This is a genomic window from Leptospira johnsonii, assembly GCF_003112675.1.
GTDB classification, from domain to species: domain Bacteria; phylum Spirochaetota; class Leptospiria; order Leptospirales; family Leptospiraceae; genus Leptospira_B; species Leptospira_B johnsonii.
The window spans coordinates 346,582-363,422 of record NZ_BFAY01000007.1 but is presented as its reverse complement, the minus strand read 5'-3'; the positions used below and the strand labels follow the sequence as shown (position 1 = coordinate 363,422).

The following is a 16,841-nucleotide window of genomic DNA, read 5'->3' as shown; positions in this document are numbered from 1 at the left end:
GCATTGGGATTGGGGGGAGTGGCCCGTGGGAGAGCTGATTCCCCACTATCATATTTTCCTATAATTTACAACAAAATTTCCTGCTACAACCTTTGTTGGAGTTCCTACAAAGGTACTCTAAATATATTGTTTCAAGTATTCTTTTCCTTTTAGATGACTCGGATATAAAATAGGGAATTCCACGCCTGTACGTTTGCGTTTTCTTCGATAGGCCTTACTGGATTCTGTATATACTTCGTATTCCGATTCGACTCTGAAAAGAAGTTTTTCCCAAAATAGGAAATGATTGTCTATGAATTCTTGTCGTACGTCTTTCGCTCTCGAAGTTAAAGGACATTTGGTTTGGAATTCTTGCATGAATACTAAACCTACCAAAACTCCTCTTGTATCCAAGTATGGCTCTAATGGGAAAGTCCTGCAGCTGATGGAGCGGTTCTCTCTTTCGCAATGAGCCACTCCTTTACATTCACAAAACGTAATTTTCCTATGGTCGTATACTGCGAATTCTTTTTTCTCTTCTCTTGTCATCGGAACATATGCTTTCCATAAGTCTGTTCTTTTGGATAACATTTCGTATTCCGCTTTGTACAATGCAGGGAGGGCATTGTCCGCCTGGCAACACACAGGGATGCCACCGTTAGAAGGTGCACATAAACTTCCGCAGTTATATTCAGTTACTTCTTCTTGAAGAAGCGAATAATAGTATTGTATTTCGTCTTCTGTTAAGGCTTTAGGATCCGATGTCCGAGACTTCTTCATTCTGCTCTATTTCTCTTTTTTTCTCTCTTAGTGTGATCACTCTTTCCAAATAGAATACTCGGAATAGCATATATGCTGTCCCCATAAACGTGCAGGAAAATAAGAGTCCCCATTTACGATAGAAAAGATCGGCGCTTGTGGAGAGCCAGCCGTTTTTCTGGAATACTACAAAAACGAGAGAAGAAAGTACAAGTGCGGAGAAACAGGTCAGTATAAAATATACTGTGGCCCTGAAGATCCAGAGTTTATCTTCTCTTTCATATTTTAACATTAGGAATTGTTTGTACAGTCTCTCGTATTCCTTAGGCGTGGAAATTTTTTGGACTTCAAAATACCTTTCGAATTCTTCAGGCACTCCTTCCGGATCCGGAAGCACCAATTCGTAATCTAAGGAAGAATCATAACGTTTTCGTCTGGCAGGATCTGATAGATGGTAATATGCTTCTGCACCTTCTCGTAATTCCGCATCTTTCCAAGGTACCCAGGAATGTTCTTTTAGATCCTGTACATATTGTTGAAAAGCTTCTTCCACCGCTCGTGGAGAGGCGTCCCTGGAAAGACCAAATAATACATAATAGTCTGTTTTACGGCTGAGTCCTGTTCCCGATCGATTCATTTGATTCGTCTTAAGTAGAATTCTGATTATGATCCGATTTCGGCAGGAAAGGAAACTTTTTTTTAAGGTTTCGAGCGGGTTGACAGGCTCTTTACTTCTCCAAAACTGGACCTATGAGCGTTCTAGAAGTAGAAAAAAAGGCCGGTAAGGTTTATATAGAGACCTATGGCTGCCAGATGAACGAATACGATTCGGGTATCGTGTCCAGTTTAATGCAAGGCGCTCAGTTCGAGACTGTTTCGGACCCCGAACTTTCCGACGTTATCTTCTTAAATACTTGTGCGATCCGTGAAAACGCTCATGCAAAAATTTATAGTAGGCTCCAAAGCCTTGGGTATCTGAAAAAAAGAAATCCTGACCTAGTCATCGGAGTCCTTGGATGTATGGCCCAAAACCTGGGAGATGATCTATTTCACCAGGAATTACCTTTGGATTTGGTGGTTGGTCCCGACAATTATAGAACTCTTCCCGAACTCATTCAAACCATTCGCTCTGATAAACAACCTGTTTCTTTGACCCGTCTTTCTAAGATCGAAACATATGATGAGATAGAGCCAAGAGTGGTCAACGGCATCCAGGCGTTCGTTACGATCATGAGAGGTTGCAATAATTTTTGCACATTCTGCGTGGTTCCTTATACAAGAGGAAGAGAAAGAAGTAGAGATCCTCATTCTATTGTAAGAGAAACCCGGGACCTTGTTGCCCAAGGCGTAAAGCAGCTTACTTTGCTCGGGCAGAATGTTAACTCTTATAAGTCGGAAGGCACTGATTTTGCTGGGCTTGTTCGCCTTCTATTAGAAGAAACTGATATAGAAAGAATTCGTTTTACCTCTCCTCACCCGAAAGATTTTCCGATGCATCTTTTGGAACTTATGGCGGAAAATCCAAGATTCTGTCCTAATATTCATCTTCCATTACAGTCTGGAAATACGGATGTATTGGAGAATATGAAAAGAACTTATTCCAAAGAAGAATTTTTGGAAGTAGTAGATCAGATCAAAACAATTGTTCCGAATGTTGGACTTACAACAGATATTATCGTAGGTTTCCCTGGAGAGACCGAAGAACAATTCGAAGATACATTGGACATGGTCCGCAAAGTCGGCTTCGACATGGCATTCATGTTCAAGTATTCGGAGAGAGAAGGTACCATCGCCCAAAAAAGATATCCGGACGATGTGCCTGAAGAAGTAAAAGGAGATCGTCTGACCAAATTAGTAGATCTTCAAACCTCAATCTCTTTGGAGCAGAATAAAGCAAGGATCGGAAAAACTTTCCCAATCTTGGTAGAAGGCGCTTCTAAAAAGTCTTCTAAGGAAGCTTGCGGTCGTACTCCTTGCGGAAGAATGACAGTTTTCAAATTACCGGAAAATGTTAACGTTGATTCTCTGATCGGAAAAACCGTCTCAGTAAAGATCAATTTCGCCACTAGTGCAACTCTCAAAGGAGAGGTGATAGAGTGAAGAAGATCTCCCGTGCTTCGGGAGGCGATTCCTCTCCTAAGAAAAAAAAGTCCGCAGTACATCGGACTGACACCACTAGTTTCGGAACAGAAGCTGCCGGAAAAGTAGCAGAAGGAAAAGATCTACGTTCCGTAAGAGTGCATAGTGTTGCGGACCTTCCCCCCGGTTTTTTTGTTCATACGGATAGAGAGAAGTTTTGGAGATGGCTCCCTATCTTGGATCGGTACATTCTCTCCGAAATTTTTCCTTCTTTCTTAGTCGCACTTTTATTTTTCACAAGCATCTACATGGCCATCGCACTCAAAAGTATGATCGGTCTTTTTGTGGGGAAGGGCGTTGACCCTTTCCGACTTCTGGATTATTTCGGATATCTGTTGGGGAATATTCTTCCTACAACCGCACCTCTTGCTTGTTTGATGAGTGGTGTTATGGCGGCGGGAAGACTTTCTGGGGATTCGGAGATCACCGCTATACGTTCTGCGGGAATTGGATTCTCCCGGATCTACGTAGTGTTTGTCGGCTTTGGTGTATTCTTAGCTGCTATCGTTGCCTACTTGTGCTTCTATCTTTCTCCCATCAATACTCGAAAAATGACAGAGTTCAATAAATGGGTTTTGGCTTATAATCCACTTCTTGCCCTAACTCCCGGGCAGTTTGCAGGAGACCAAGTGCAGAATGCAGGCTCCGAGAAAGCGATTGCGATGTATACGGAAGGTGTGAACGCAAAAACAGGAGAACTTTCCGGAGTTCAGATCCGTGAGTGGACAGTTTTTATTCCGCAAAACCAAGATCCATTCCTACTTTCTATGGGCGCCGCGAGCCGTCCTGTTCAATTAGGAGAATCTTATATTACTCAGATTATTTCCGCTAAAAAAGGGACATTAGTGGAGAAGAAGGGGCCTGACGGAGAGTTCGAAAAATCCATCCGATTGAAAGACGCTTGGATCTTGGAATGGGACAGAGCCAAGCACCAGTTTTCGGTGGGAGATCTTCGAAAAGGAGAGATGGATTATAATATTCCGAAAACTGAAGAGAAAAAAAGCCTAGTCATCAATGTGGATCCAGGTTCGTTCACTCTTTGGACCTTGATCGATATCAGAAATAATATTAAAGCAGGAAGATTGGAAAGGATCCCGGGACTCGAAATCTTGCAAGAGATGGGGATTCCGTCCGACGGATCTGAGAATTTGAAAGATAGAGTTCTACGTCTACAATTGGAATTGCCGAATATCATGAATGATCCTACGATCTCGGATGCTCAGAAATCTCAGAGTGTTACGATAGTTCTTCAGCTGACTACTTTGTTGAAAGAGGCTAAAAAAAGGGTCGCTCAATTCGACGTGGAGATCCAGAGAAGATACGCGATCCCCGTTTCTTGTATTATTTTTTCCTTAGTGTCTTTACCATTAGGTCTCGTAGTAAAACGTTCCGGAAAAGGGATGAGTTTTACAATGGCAGTAGTTTTGATCATTGTATATTGGGCACTTTTTACATTTGGATCGAATATTTCTGAAAATTCCAAGTTCCCGGTTTGGTTGGGACCTTGGAGCGGAAACATTGCGATCGCGATCATTGGTTCAGTTGTTATGTTAAAACGAACCGATATGCGTTTTCCGCCCGCTGTAGTAAATTTCTTTCAGATCCTAGCTAAGTTCTTTTCCCCCGTTGCCCGCGTTTACGCCCGGATAGAAGAACCCCTTTCTTTCCTAAAAACAAAATTGACAGAGGGACTCAAAAAATTATCCTTATGGAGAAATCGAGAAAATCGATACTGATTCCTGTTTTTTAGAAGGACGGGATCGGCTTTCGACGTCTCATTTATGGCGTCGAGTAAGGGGGAGAGTCGGCTTTGAAAACCGCGAATATTTGGCACATAACTTCCGGAGCTGAATTCCCCGTACATATATGGAAACATCCGAGAATTAATATCGAGCTGCGCAAGGTTCAGTTAAAGGACTACAGATCGATCGAATTGGATGCTCAGGATATCAATGTATTTTATGTGAATACTAACCTGAAAGAATGGTCGGAGATTAAGGATGATTTCCTAAAACGTTTTGAACTTCATCCATTCGTTGCACTTACCATTATCGCTTCTCCCGAAGCGGAAGAAATTTATAATAAACTTTCTCCTAAAGGTAAAACAGAAGTTTTAGAAAATCCGGTCCAGCCCAGATCTTTAAGGATCATCTTAGACAGAGTGATCCAAACAGAATTTTTCAAGATGGTGGCTAACGAGATCGGGAACAGTTGTCTCGCAAACGTAGGATTTTTCGAAGGGGTCTTCGAACTGGCTAACAAAGAATACAAGGACGCCCATAAGGCAAATGCAGCTCTTCATGCGATCCTTGAATTCGAAGCAAAGATCAAGAAGAACAACGAAGATATCAATAAGGCAATCGAAAGAGTGAACGAACTCAAGAATCAAGAGCTTCTTACTCTGCATGAAAGACTAAAAGTATCCGAGATCATAGATAATCTCAAAACAATGGAATTAAAACACGCGCTTGAGCTCAAGAAAGCTACCGAAAGAGCATTAGAATATTCTAGCATTGAAGAGATCGAAATGAAAAATATCCTCGAGGCTCATACTAAATTATTCGAATACACTGAGCAGGAAATTAAAGAGCTAGTTGAGGAAAACAAACGCCTTAGAAAAGAACTAGGACTTCCTGAAAACAATTAGAACTGAATGTTGGAATTCCTACGCGGGTTAACCGCCCCCACCCTGCATTGGGAGGGGGGAGTGGCCCGTGGGAAAGCAAATCCTCCTTACCACATTTCCGCTAAACTTACAACAGAATTTTCTACTCCTAAACTTTGTTGGAACTCCAACAAACACGGACCTTCTTCCCGTGCCCAATCACCGTCTTACTCTCGTGCAAATAATTCCAAAACTTTTTTGAATTCGTAGGAGTTCCTACCATACGCTTTTTCAGCGTATAAGATCCCGTGCTTCTTTCTTCTATCTTTATAATAATCCATACCATCCGGATGGCCGGACTTCTTGGCCGAAAGATAGAGTCTTTCGTAACAATGGGATAGAATGCGATGAGGTTCAGACTCGTCGTTAAATTTAGGATCTAATGAGATATACTTCTCCAAAAACTCGGCAGACTGGTTAAAGTTTTTCAAAGCATACTGGTGTTTGATAAATTCTCGATAAACTCCGGCCTGCAATTCCAGGAAAGATTCAGATTTTCTAATATTAGGATTTGCGATCTTATCCAGATTTTTCATCGCTAGAGAAAGATTTTTGACTGAATCTAATCTAGCTCTGGTGAGCTCTCTATTCCAAACTCTTTCTGCGTTTTCTAGTCTGGTCTTTCTCTGCCAAGGGAATCTTTCAGAATCAAGAACCTTACCTTCTTCTTTTTCCCTTTTGGATTTGATATTATCCGAAACTTTTCTGAAACCGTCCATAGCAACGGAGAAGTATTCTTCTGTTCTTTCCAAAGCTTGTTTGGAATTTCCTTCTGAAAAATCCCCTAAGAAGTCTATGTCCTTGAATTCGTTCGGATCGTCGCTCCAGGGACCTTCTTTTGTGGATTCAGGGATCAAGATCTCCAATTTTTTGGGGCGATCATGAGGATCTTCTTGGGAAAATAGATAAGAAGAAGAGGCGATCAAGGTGAATAAGAGCAAAGATCTTAAGTATGAAAGCTTCACGAGTTTCATTTAGCACTAGGATCGGGAAACCTCTTCGAGAGATAAACCATAAAAATGGTTTCATTCGGAAAGCCTTCCGATGAATTTGATTTAGGAGCAGAATATGCAAAGCCCCGAAGTCCCGAAAACGAAACGTATCGTGCTCATCGCTCACGATAATAAGAAAGAAGATCTAGTGGAATGGGTGCAACTTCATAAGGACACTCTTTCCAAACATCATCTGTATGCCACGGGGACCACAGGAAAGATCGTCCACGAAAGAACGGATCTGCCGGTTCATAGATTTTTATCCGGGCCACTCGGTGGGGACCAACAGATCGGAGCAAAGATCGTAGATGGAGAGATAGATGTTGTCATCTTCTTCTGGGATCCATTGACCGCTCAGCCTCATGATCCTGACGTTAAGGCCCTTTTGAGAATTGCAGTACTTTATAATATTCCAATTGCGAATAATAGAAGGTCCGCTGATTATTTGATCTCTTCCGACCTTCTCGCCAGCTCGTATAAAAAAACTACAATCGATTACAGTACTGGACTTCCGATTTACTGAGCTGAGACTATTTACCTTCTTCCGTAAAGGCTGCCCTGTACGCTTCGGGAGGGCAGGTTAGATAACTACAGGAATAAGAATCAGAAGAAACCTGAGCCCAAGTCCCTAATCCTACTAACTCATCACAAGAAATCTTATAAGAATTAGATTTGCCCTTTCCGGAAGGAATGCCTGCGCAGGAAAAAACTGGGATCTGTTTATAACAGGAACAATTTCCCTCGAAAGCTCTAGTATCGGAGCAATATACACAATCGGATCTTTGATTTCCGTTCAAGGCTGCGGAGACCAAGGATTGATTTTGGTAGTCCACTTTCTCCTTTTCAGTTTGTGGATCGGAAGAGCAGGAGAAGATCAATAATATTATAAAAATATAAAGTATAGAATATTTAAAATTCATAAAAGTTCCTCATTCAGAGATCAAAGTAAATGGGATCGTTGTTTTGAAAGTGATATTGGTTCCCGGATTCAAGGCATATTCCTTGTAGCGGCTAAGATGGTTCACGTATTCTTTGTCGAAAATGTTTAGAATAGCCACGTCGAAGGTCGCGGATTCGGTTCCGTTGGTTAAACCTGGAATTTCTCCGCCGAAACCAAGATCGTATAAATTATATCCCTGAGTCGGAGTTTCCAGTTTATCCACCTTATACTGAGATTGAACAAAAGTGCCATTCAAGGAAATATATGGTTTTGAAATCCCGAAAAGTTTATCGGTAGTGAATCTAAGGCCTAAGCGAGCCCGGTTAGGGGTAATCCTAGGAAGATACTTATTTCTAATATCAGAATATACTGAATTAGGATCTGTGCCTGCAGGATTCAGAAGGATTTCCGGAGGAACATTCTTTTGGATGGTGGCTCTTAGAATATCTATACCGCCGGTGAATACTAGCCAAGAAGTTGCTTGGGCCTGGAAACTGAACTCTCCACCTTCTAATTTCGCAGCATCCTGTCTGTATCTGTAAACCGGCAAACCGGAATCAGAATCGATAGCGCCTGCACTTACGGAATAAATGTAATTATCTATCTTATTTCTAAAAACGCTAAGCTCAGCTTGGAACTTATCGTTAGCAAAACGAAGAGAAGTATCATAGTTCAAAGAGGTTTCCGGTCTTAAACTATCCTTACCGATCTCGAATCTGCCACTTCCTTCATGAACGCCATTTGCAAATAATTCGAAGGGGGTCGGGGCCCTAAAGCCTCTACCTGCATTCAGAGCCAAAGAAAAATCTTTTGCAAATCTCCAGACTGTTCCGAGAGTCCCAGTGCTTGCGGAATAATTTCTGGTTTGTTCCATATTCCCCAGGTCTGCATTCGCCCTGATGTCCATACTTCTTTTATCAGTTCTAGCTCCTGCTGAGAAACTGAAATTCCCTAGTTTCCATTCTTCAAATATGAAAAATCCGATATTGCTTAAGCCATAGCCTGGGATCAAAGGTTCAGTTCCGATCGTGTTACTTCTTTGCTGCATACCGGAAATACCGGCAGTGCCCTTTAGGCCCTTCCATTCTTTATGGTGCACTTTTGCATCTGCAGTCGTTGTATCTAAAGATAGATTTAAACCTTGTTTATAATCATACTTGTTCACTTGGTATGCTGAAGCAGTCTTGGTGAAAGAATCGATAGAAGGATCTAACAAAGTATCCGTGATGGGCATGTATCTATTCTTATCTTCAATTTCTCTACGATTGTTCCTCTGATATGCCGCATCTAATTCCACATTTACAAGAGGAAGAATAAAGAAAGCATGCATATGGGTCTTTTGATGAAGGACTGTTTGGTAGGCAGTCGCCCCAGGAGACTCATTCGGGTTATCGAATAAGTCTTGTTCTTGGTATCGCTGGAAAGAATCCACATAGAAATTTCCCCAAGACCCATCCGTACCCAAAGAAGCATTTACGTTTCTTTCATGAAAACCGGTATTCGGAAGAGTTCCTTTTGGAGTAGTGATCCTACCTGCCTTTCTTGTATCTGTTTGAACTCTATAACCGAAGTTGGTATCTTTATGATAACCAAATAACGAGATTGCACCAGCATCCTGTTTATTGTTCGAAAAACTATTTGTGGAGATTGCTCCTCCTAAAAGAGGAGCGCCATCCTTTGCGGTAGGCGCCTTGGAACGGATTACATTAACTACACCGCCTAACGCATCAGAACCGTAGAGAACAGACCCGGGACCCCTAACGATCTCCATCTTATCCACGTTAAATGCATCTAAGTCGACTGTATGGTCATCTCCGAATTGTTGCTCTTCTTGTCTTACACCGTCTGTCATAACCAAAACTCTTTGGCCTGTCAAACCGCGGATTACCGGTTTAGAGGTCCCTGCACCTGTGGTCAAGGTCGCAGTTCCTGGGGTATTTTCAAGGGCCGACATAACGTTTTGCCCTCTTAGTCTTTGCAATTGTCTGCCTTCCAAAACCGTTGTGGGCTGTGGGGTGGATAAGAAATCGGAAGCTATGGTCTTGGCAGTAACATTGATCGCCACTCCTTCCAACAGAGAAGGTTTCAAAACGATATCTAAAACTTTATCCAAGTCCTTTACTTCGAATCTTTCCGTTTTTAATTCGTAGTTCGGAGCCGAAACGACTAACGTGTAATTTCCTGGAGAAACGTGTTGAAATTCGAAACCACCATCTTTCCCTGATCTGGAGACGAACTTGTTCTCCGTTAGGAACAATTTTGCGCCTGAAATGGGACGACCTTCCGAATCTTTAAGAGTTCCTTTTACGTTCACATCAAGAGAAAAAATTTCAGAGAAAGGCAGAAATACGCCAATAAAAACGGCTAATAGATTAAATTTATATAAGATACTTTTCATTTTCCCTAAGCTCCAGACCTGTTAGGCCGGATTCTTCATATACAAAATAAAATTCAAAGCGAATCGCAAGTAGCGAATCCGCTGAAAACAGTAGATGCAGATAGATTAGGAAAAATAAGGAGGGGCTCGTCCTCTCAAGATCCCAGACTGGGAAATTTGAACTGACGTAAAATTGGGAATTATAAAATCATTATATTCCAGAACGGGTTGTTCTGATTTCGGACCTTGAACGAAATCCACTCCAGAATTGATTTGAGTGTGAATACAAACAAAACAGGATTCAGAAGAAATTTTTAGAGAATGTTTGGAAAATATCCCCTTTTCGGATATATCTATATGGGAGTGGGCGCTAGTAAGCAAAAGTCCGCCACAAAGCGCGAACAACGCAAAGAAGGAACTAAGTCCGTTTTTCCGCCTTCTCATCAAAAGTCCCATTTTTTCAATAATGATAAATCGTTATTAATAAGCAAGTGATTTTTTACCGTCTCCTGCAGCGCAAGGGCCGGGAGGATTTTGAGCGAGGGATTCGGTTGTTGTACAGGGCTTTTGTTCAGGAAGGAAGAAGTCCCCACCCGCATTGGGTGGGGGCCGGTGCGGTGGTACCAAGTGGCAGCAAGAAATCCGCAGTAGCACGGCTGAGAACTTAGCACAAGAAATATTATTCGGGAATTTTGTAGGAGCTCCTACAGATTTTTCTAATATAACTTACTTGAAGAAAATCGAATTTTCAGATATTGCGGATTTAGCTTTCCCACAAACCCACCCCCCACCCGAACTCAGGGTGGGGACCCTTTTGCTTCTCCACAGAACTGGGTCCTATAATTACAGCCGATCTTCCTCGCAGTAATTTTATGCCTAACATGGAATTCATTCTTCATGATTTTCTCGAGTAGGAGTTCAAACAAAAAATGATTCGCATACCAAGGAGGGATACAAGTGATCCTATCTTCTAAGATTGAAGAATTTTCACCGGTTTTGATAAAGATATGTTCATGTTTGAATTTCGCAAAAGGTCCGGATTCTTGGATATCGACAAAACGTTTGTCTGGATCTAATTCAGTATGGAGGGCTTCCCAATGGAAAGAAATTCCAGGAAAGATTCTTACTTTAACGACAGCTTTAGAGCCGGGCTCCAAGGAAAGTGGAGGAGAAATGACCTTCGCTTTTTTGGAGGAACCTACCAGAGCGAAGAAGCCTTCCGGACCGGCATGAAATCCGAATAATTCGGAAACCTTACAATCAAATTCGGAACGGTAAATGAATATCAAGAGACTTCCTCGAATATTAAAAAATTAAAATATATTTAGTTGGGGGAAGGGTTTTCTGTCTTTTTCCAGTAAGCTTTATTTCCTACTGCAATATTTCTTAAGACAGCATCCTGGTTTTTGGGGACCACTTTTGCGGTGTAAAGATCCGCTTCCGTTACGGTGCCTTCTCCAAGTAAAGTTGCCGAGTTGAAGAAGTAAACAGTAGTTCCTTTTTTAAGTCCATCTATGATCCCGGCATTTACGATGAGTGAATCTTCTTTCACTCTATGAACTTTTCCGCTGGCAGGAATTAAAGCCAGGATTTTGTCTCTTGCTCTTAATGTCGCTTCTGCAAGAGCATCTCTACCTTTAGCATAGGTCCTGAATTTCCCTAAAATTTTCTCTTCTTTATGATCTCTAAGGCTCCACTCAATGCGTAAATTCTCGTCTTTGAAGGAAATTTTTCCACTCACAACGAAACGAACATTTTCTCCTCTGGAATTCTTGACAGAAGAATAGTTTCTTTCCGTTTTATGAATGGCCCCGGAATAAGGCTCCGATTCCAAACTTTCCGATTTTCTAATATTATCCAAATCGATATTCCGGATTCTCGGATCCGAATTCAAGAAATGCCTTAAGACTTTTCCTGCCAAGGCGGGAAGGTCCGTATGTTTTGCTAAAAAATCTTCTCCATCTGGGTCGAATACTAGGACTTCAGGAGGGGTCCGACCATAATCTTCCTGGATCCCGAATTCTCCGATCTTAACGAGGCCTTCTCGATAACTTAAGGAAGTTTTAAAACCTTCCAAGTTATTCTCCACAGAATATCCGTATTTTTTATTGTCCGGGAATTTATCTCTCAAAAGTAGAAGTAGGTTAAAGTAGCTTGGAAAAAACCCTCTTCTTTTATATTCTTCTAATGTTAATACTAGAATTTCGGGACGGTTTGGGAGAAGTTCCTTAGCTCGGATCAAATGATACCAAGCCAAATCGTATAAGAATGCGTTTTTATTCGCTCTGTATCTTTGGAGTCTATATTCTCCCAAGGTCCTTCTTAATGAATTTCCTTCTGGTAGGTTTTCTAAAGCATATAATTCCGAACGGTTTCTTGCGATCGGATCCAGATCGTCCAAGGAAATCAATTTTTCAAGATCGGTTTTAGCTTCTTTAGAAGCAGGATCTTTTTTCAACCTTGCATAAGAACGTAAATACAAATATTCCGTGGAGCTCGGGAATAAACTTAATAAGCGGTTTAGATATTCTTCTGCTTCCTGGTATCTTCCGAAATAGATCCTGGTTTTTGCTAAAAGTTTGAGTGCTTCTTCTTCATTCGGATGTAAGGAAACTGATCTTTCGAATTTTTCGGCGGCTTCGGTAATTTTAGAATCACGTTTGCTTCCTTGGGACTTTTCCGCCCAAATCAATAGGAATTTTCCTGACTCTAAGAAGATAGTAGGATCGTCGGAGACTTCTGCCTCCAATTGGTTTCTGAGAGAAGCGGCTTTTGTGAAGTTGCCGTCGAACGCTTCTACCTTCGCTTCTAATGTTTTTACTTCTTTACTTTTAGGGATTCTGGAATAAGCAGAATGAAATTCAAAACTTGCTTTTTGAGTTTTTCCGGAAGCAAGTTGCACTTCTATATAGATCGGAAATAGATCGGAATCGTATCTATCTTCTTCCAAGAATGGTCTTAGGATCAAAAATGCTTCTTCATAACGTCCTAATTTTGCGAGAGTGATCGCTTTTTCGCGGACGGCCTTTTTGTTTTTAGGCTCTAACTCGAGGACCTTATCTAAAGATTGTAACGCTTCTTTTTCTTTATGAAGTTTTAATGCCGCGTCTGCAAGTCCTAATCTAGAACGAACAGAAAGTGGATTTAAATTCACTGCTTCTCGAAAGGAATCGTAAGCGGCGGAATAGTTTCTGGATGCTAACGCACCTTCTCCTTCTTTGATCCAATCGATGGTTTGTTTTGAAAAAATAGAGAAGGCAGATGATAAAAGAGCAAGAACCGCAAAATTCCTGAAAAGAAATTTTAAGTTCAACTGTTTGTTTGAGATTTTAGATCCGAATATCATGGTGTAAAAAATCCCGTCTCCGCTTTTCCATTGGAATTTCTGAAAATGGCTTCTACAACCACAGGGACATAGACGTCCATTCCGTCCGGATTGATCCTGCTTTTGAAGGATAGAAGATACCTTCTATCTTTTTTGGAATCTATCCAGCTTCGTAGATTCTTCTCCGTTCCGCCGGAAGGGATCATTAAGAATTTTCCTCCCGTTTTTTCTGCTATCTCCTTATATACGGAAACTGATTCTCCATTTTCTCCTAAGCATAAAAAGTAGATTGGGATATCATGAGATACCGCAAAGCGGATGATCTTTGTCGGAGAGAATTGAGTGAACGCTGCTTTGGAATCCTTGCCGGAAACGATTGCGATGATTGCTCTTGGACCTAAGCTATCCAATAAATCAGTGATTCCTTTTTGGAGAGACTTGCCGATTTGAGAATCTTCTTCCGGTGCAAAGGAGCGTAACGCTTTTAAGATATCATACATACTCTTCCCAAATGGGTAGGCAGTTTGAGTGTCTCTTCCGGAACGTAGAAGTTGGATCTTGTCTTCCGCCCTGATCTCGGATAAGAACGGACGAATTGCTTTCTCAATCGTAGCATATGAATTGGATACGATCTGAGAATTTTCAGCAACGATGGATACGCTTACTCTATTATTATATTTTTTCATGTCGGTCAAACCGATCAAAGGAGAAAGATTGTCCATCTCATAGATGCGGAAAGAATCGCGAGGGATTGCTTTAACAGGAACGCCATGTCTATCTTTTGCATGTAAAACTAAAGAGATATCAGGATAATCTGAACTAATGGTTCTTTCGACGATCAGATCCAGGTTGGAAGAAAGTTGTCCTTTGGGAGAAAAGGATTCGATCCTATGTCTGTTAAAATCAGCAACAAACATGGAGCCTGTATAATCGAAAGTCACGGAGAATGCTTGGTCGAAATTTCGGACCGTATTTTTAGAATCTTTAAAGTTCTCGAAAGCTGACCAAGTTTTGGAAATAGAATCGTAGATAAAAAGTCCTGCAGTCTCATCCGCAACTACTACTCTATTGTCTTTTATCGAAAGATTTCTAGGTTTTTTGAAAGAAGGGTTGTTTATCTCTTTCAAAAAATTTCCCTCATGATCGAAGACGACGAGTCTTTTATTTCCTCGATCCGCAACGAAAATTTCCCCACGATTATTGACCTTGATCCCAGCTGGTTGTTTTAAGATCCCTACGCCGATCTCTTGGAGAGGTTCTCCCGTTCTAGAAAGTTTTTGGATCCGATTATTTCCCATATCGGAAACATAGAGAAATCCTTCTTTCGTAAAATAAAGACCAGCGGGTCCGTGAAAACTTCCGGGATCTTTTCCTGTAGAGCCAAAACGGTTTACATAAGAACCTCTGGTATCGAATTCATAAATTTTATCTCCTGCATAGTCTGCAACGAAGATGGATTTGCCTCGAATGGAGATCCCAACTGGTCCTTCTAAATTTCTACCGAAAGAGCCTTTGAAATTTTCAACAGCAAAGCCGTTAGCATCGAATTTGACCACGTTAGCTGTATCGAAACTGACTACGTAAAGATATCCTTCTTCGTCTACTGCTAAGTCTGCTGGATTCCTGAAACGGAATCTTCGCAGATCGTCTCCGAAAATAGATTTATAATATTCTAAATTATCTTTTCTATTTCCGCCACCGAGTCTGTATCTTAATGCGTCTAAACGATTTTTACTGATCAGATCGAGTTTATTAGAAGATTCTAATTGTTCTAATTCGGAAAGACTTTCTTGCCAATCTCCGCTGAGATAATATGCTTCCGACAGAAAGAACTTGGGATGAACAAAATCAGGTTTGATGGATAGAGCACGGATGAAATTCTCTCTGGCCGCAGCGAATTCTCCCTTGTTGTAATAGGCAAGGCCTCGTTTGAAGAATGTCTTAGCTTCTTTTTCTTTTAGTCCGAAATTGGGTAAGGGCTCGGACCATCCGGATTGGGTGAGAATTCCAAAGAGTAGGACTAAAACGAAAAGTTTTGTTTGCGTACGTCTCCCCATTCTAATCCTCTCAGTCGATAGAACAGTTTAAGAGACATAATTTCAACCTATTTTTCAGGCCTTATGTATGGGTTTTACCGCTCTTGCAAGCGATTTAATGCAATGGATTTGTTGGAGCTCCTACAAGCTTTGTGGCTATAAATCAGTTTGTTAAAACGGGGGTTTTGTGAAAATGTCCGTTTTTCTCCACCGCTACGCTCCGGCCCCCACCCAAATCGGGCGGGGCCCGATTTCAACATACGTTGGAGTTCCCACATCGAGAAAATTTAGGTCCCAGCCGAGCGAGAAGCCGCCCTAAAAGTTATCCGAGTCTTCTTTTTACTGAAAATCTTTCTTTAAGATGGGAGGAAGGGGAGTTGCCCGTGGGAGAGAGCCAGGCGTTTTTCCAATTAGAATGCCATTCGGACCATTCGTTTCGGACAGATTGATTTTGTTGGAGTTCCTCTTCGACTTCTCTCATTAGTCGGTCCAATAGGATTACGTAGTTTCTGAATCGCAGGGCCAGGTCGGTATTTGAGGAAAATTCCTGCATGATTCTCCTATCGGCCTAAGCTGTTAGGAAGAAGCATTTTTTATCGAAATTTTCGATTGGAAATAAAAGAGAAATTGGCTAGCTATCCGGCGAGGACTGCTATATGCGCTTCCACACTTTCGGCCAAGGCGTCCAAGTCATAACCTCCTTCTAAAAAGGATACTGTTTTGGCGCCGATTTGTTTTGTTGCGGATAATACTAATCTTGTGAATTCCGCGAACGCGTTTGTGCTTAGATTCATACCTGCTAATGGATCTCTTTTATGTCCATCAAAGCCCGCGGAGATTAATACATACTCCGGTTGGAATTCCAACATAGAAGGTACCACTGTTTCTTGGAAATAATGCAGGTATTCTTTATCTCCTGATCCCATTGCTAATGGGATGTTCAATGTATAATTTTGGCCTTTTCCTTCTCCTCTTTCATGGACTGAACCTGTTCCCGGATAATATGGATATTGGTGGAGCGATGTGAAGAATACTTTGTCCGAGTCGTAAAATATTTCCTGGGTTCCATTTCCATGATGTACATCCCAATCAAGTATATAAACTTTTTCTACTCCTTGGGTTAGTAGATAACCTGCGGTGATCGCTATATTATTCAATAAACAAAAGCCCATGGACCTGCCTGTTTCTGCATGATGTCCCGGTGGTCTGACGAGCGCGATCCCAGATTCTATTTCGTTTGATCTGATCTTATTCACTAGGTCCACTCCGCTTCCTGCTGCCAAGAGCGCTGCGTCAAAACTAGATTCGGAATATGGTGTATCCCCGTCGAAACTTCCTCTTTTGCCTTGGATAACGGAGAATCTTTCTCTATGTCGATGATTATGTACTGACTCGATCAGCTCTAACGGCAGTTTATTTGGTTTTATCCAATGCATATCCTTAAAATAAGAGGTCTTATGCAGTCGATTGAGTATAGATTCCAATCTTTGAGGGGATTCAGGATGGAACGTCCCGGTATCATGCAATAAGAACGTATCGTCATAGGCGTAGCCGAGTTTCATTTTCTGCTCCCGTTTTTTGTTGGAAGTCCCACAAAGAGGACAAGTACCGAGGTCCACGGTTCGATAT

The 16,841-nt window shown here is 41.5% G+C and carries 14 protein-coding genes; 4 read left to right on the top strand and 10 right to left on the bottom strand.

Features of this window, described 5'->3' with window-relative positions:
- Positions 1 to 117 precede the first annotated feature (117 nt).
- Both LPTSP_RS07140 and LPTSP_RS07135 read right to left on the bottom strand, forming a co-directional pair.
- Complete coding sequence (locus LPTSP_RS07140; protein ID WP_108928113.1) at positions 118 to 759, bottom strand: hypothetical protein; 642 nt, start codon at positions 757 to 759, stop codon at positions 118 to 120.
- Positions 731 to 1,375: a J domain-containing protein gene (locus LPTSP_RS07135; RefSeq protein WP_108928112.1), complete on the bottom strand. Its 645-nt coding sequence runs from the start codon at positions 1,373 to 1,375 to the stop codon at positions 731 to 733. Before LPTSP_RS07135 ends, LPTSP_RS07140 begins: the two co-directional genes overlap by 29 nt.
- A 113-nt stretch (positions 1,376 to 1,488) precedes the next feature.
- Here LPTSP_RS07135 and miaB point away from each other — a divergent pair, with 113 nt between their 5' ends.
- From miaB to LPTSP_RS07120, 3 genes are all read left to right on the top strand, one after another.
- On the top strand, positions 1,489 to 2,838 hold the full coding sequence (miaB, locus tag LPTSP_RS07130; protein ID WP_108928111.1) for a tRNA (N6-isopentenyl adenosine(37)-C2)-methylthiotransferase MiaB: 1,350 nt from the start codon (positions 1,489 to 1,491) through the stop codon (positions 2,836 to 2,838).
- Positions 2,835 to 4,613, top strand: a complete 1,779-nt coding sequence (locus LPTSP_RS07125; protein ID WP_108928110.1) for an LptF/LptG family permease — start codon at positions 2,835 to 2,837, stop codon at positions 4,611 to 4,613. Before miaB ends, LPTSP_RS07125 begins: the two co-directional genes overlap by 4 nt.
- Before the next feature lie 74 nt (positions 4,614 to 4,687).
- Positions 4,688 to 5,524, top strand: coding sequence for a hypothetical protein (locus LPTSP_RS07120; RefSeq protein WP_108928109.1), 837 nt, complete (start codon positions 4,688 to 4,690; stop codon positions 5,522 to 5,524).
- Positions 5,525 to 5,709: 185 nt separating this feature from the next.
- On the opposite strand, the gene LPTSP_RS07115 is transcribed toward LPTSP_RS07120, so the two are convergent.
- Positions 5,710 to 6,516, bottom strand: a complete 807-nt coding sequence (locus LPTSP_RS07115; protein ID WP_108928108.1) for an FcpA-related putative periplasmic flagellar protein — start codon at positions 6,514 to 6,516, stop codon at positions 5,710 to 5,712.
- A 94-nt stretch (positions 6,517 to 6,610) separates the two neighbouring features.
- On the opposite strand from LPTSP_RS07115, the gene LPTSP_RS07110 reads away from it, so the two are divergent.
- Positions 6,611 to 7,057: a methylglyoxal synthase gene (locus tag LPTSP_RS07110; RefSeq protein ID WP_108928107.1), complete on the top strand. Its 447-nt coding sequence runs from the start codon at positions 6,611 to 6,613 to the stop codon at positions 7,055 to 7,057.
- A gap of 7 nt (positions 7,058 to 7,064) precedes the next feature.
- On the opposite strand, the gene LPTSP_RS07105 is transcribed toward LPTSP_RS07110, so the two are convergent.
- From LPTSP_RS07105 to LPTSP_RS07070, 7 genes are all read right to left on the bottom strand, one after another.
- A complete protein-coding gene (locus tag LPTSP_RS07105) occupies positions 7,065 to 7,454 on the bottom strand; it encodes a hypothetical protein (RefSeq protein WP_108928106.1) in 390 nt (129 codons plus the stop codon).
- Between the two features lie 9 nt (positions 7,455 to 7,463).
- A complete protein-coding gene (locus LPTSP_RS07100; protein WP_108928105.1) occupies positions 7,464 to 9,872 on the bottom strand; it encodes a TonB-dependent receptor in 2,409 nt (802 codons plus the stop codon).
- 776 nt (positions 9,873 to 10,648) lie between these two features.
- Complete coding sequence (locus tag LPTSP_RS07090; protein ID WP_108928103.1) at positions 10,649 to 11,140, bottom strand: SRPBCC family protein; 492 nt, start codon at positions 11,138 to 11,140, stop codon at positions 10,649 to 10,651.
- Between the two features lie 35 nt (positions 11,141 to 11,175).
- Entirely contained in the window at positions 11,176 to 13,197 is a 2,022-nt protein-coding gene (locus tag LPTSP_RS07085; RefSeq protein ID WP_108928102.1) for a tetratricopeptide repeat protein, read from the bottom strand.
- Entirely contained in the window at positions 13,194 to 15,233 is a 2,040-nt protein-coding gene (locus LPTSP_RS07080; protein WP_108928101.1) for a tetratricopeptide repeat protein, read from the bottom strand. Before LPTSP_RS07080 ends, LPTSP_RS07085 begins: the two co-directional genes overlap by 4 nt.
- A 301-nt stretch (positions 15,234 to 15,534) precedes the next feature.
- A complete protein-coding gene (locus tag LPTSP_RS07075) occupies positions 15,535 to 15,765 on the bottom strand; it encodes a hypothetical protein (RefSeq protein WP_108928100.1) in 231 nt (76 codons plus the stop codon).
- 82 nt (positions 15,766 to 15,847) lie between these two features.
- Positions 15,848 to 16,774 (bottom strand): histone deacetylase family protein, encoded by a 927-nt coding sequence (locus LPTSP_RS07070; RefSeq protein ID WP_108928099.1) that lies wholly within the window; start codon positions 16,772 to 16,774, stop codon positions 15,848 to 15,850.
- Between the last annotated feature and the right edge of the window lie 67 nt (positions 16,775 to 16,841).

What these genes read in the sequence shown, in the direction of transcription:
- LPTSP_RS07105 (WP_108928106.1), bottom strand. Translation starts at nt 7,454, where the DNA reads ATGAATTTTAAATATTCTATACTTTATATTTTTATAATATTATTGATC.
- LPTSP_RS07075 (WP_108928100.1), bottom strand. Translation starts at nt 15,765, where the DNA reads ATGCAGGAATTTTCCTCAAATACCGACCTGGCCCTGCGATTCAGAAAC.
- LPTSP_RS07115 (WP_108928108.1), bottom strand. Translation starts at nt 6,516, where the DNA reads ATGAAACTCGTGAAGCTTTCATACTTAAGATCTTTGCTCTTATTCACC.
- LPTSP_RS07140 (WP_108928113.1), bottom strand. Translation starts at nt 759, where the DNA reads ATGAAGAAGTCTCGGACATCGGATCCTAAAGCCTTAACAGAAGACGAA.
- miaB (WP_108928111.1), top strand. Translation starts at nt 1,489, where the DNA reads ATGAGCGTTCTAGAAGTAGAAAAAAAGGCCGGTAAGGTTTATATAGAG.
- LPTSP_RS07080 (WP_108928101.1), bottom strand. Translation starts at nt 15,233, where the DNA reads ATGGGGAGACGTACGCAAACAAAACTTTTCGTTTTAGTCCTACTCTTT.
- LPTSP_RS07135 (WP_108928112.1), bottom strand. Translation starts at nt 1,375, where the DNA reads ATGAATCGATCGGGAACAGGACTCAGCCGTAAAACAGACTATTATGTA.
- LPTSP_RS07070 (WP_108928099.1), bottom strand. Translation starts at nt 16,774, where the DNA reads ATGAAACTCGGCTACGCCTATGACGATACGTTCTTATTGCATGATACC.
- LPTSP_RS07100 (WP_108928105.1), bottom strand. Translation starts at nt 9,872, where the DNA reads ATGAAAAGTATCTTATATAAATTTAATCTATTAGCCGTTTTTATTGGC.
- LPTSP_RS07085 (WP_108928102.1), bottom strand. Translation starts at nt 13,197, where the DNA reads ATGATATTCGGATCTAAAATCTCAAACAAACAGTTGAACTTAAAATTT.
- LPTSP_RS07110 (WP_108928107.1), top strand. Translation starts at nt 6,611, where the DNA reads ATGCAAAGCCCCGAAGTCCCGAAAACGAAACGTATCGTGCTCATCGCT.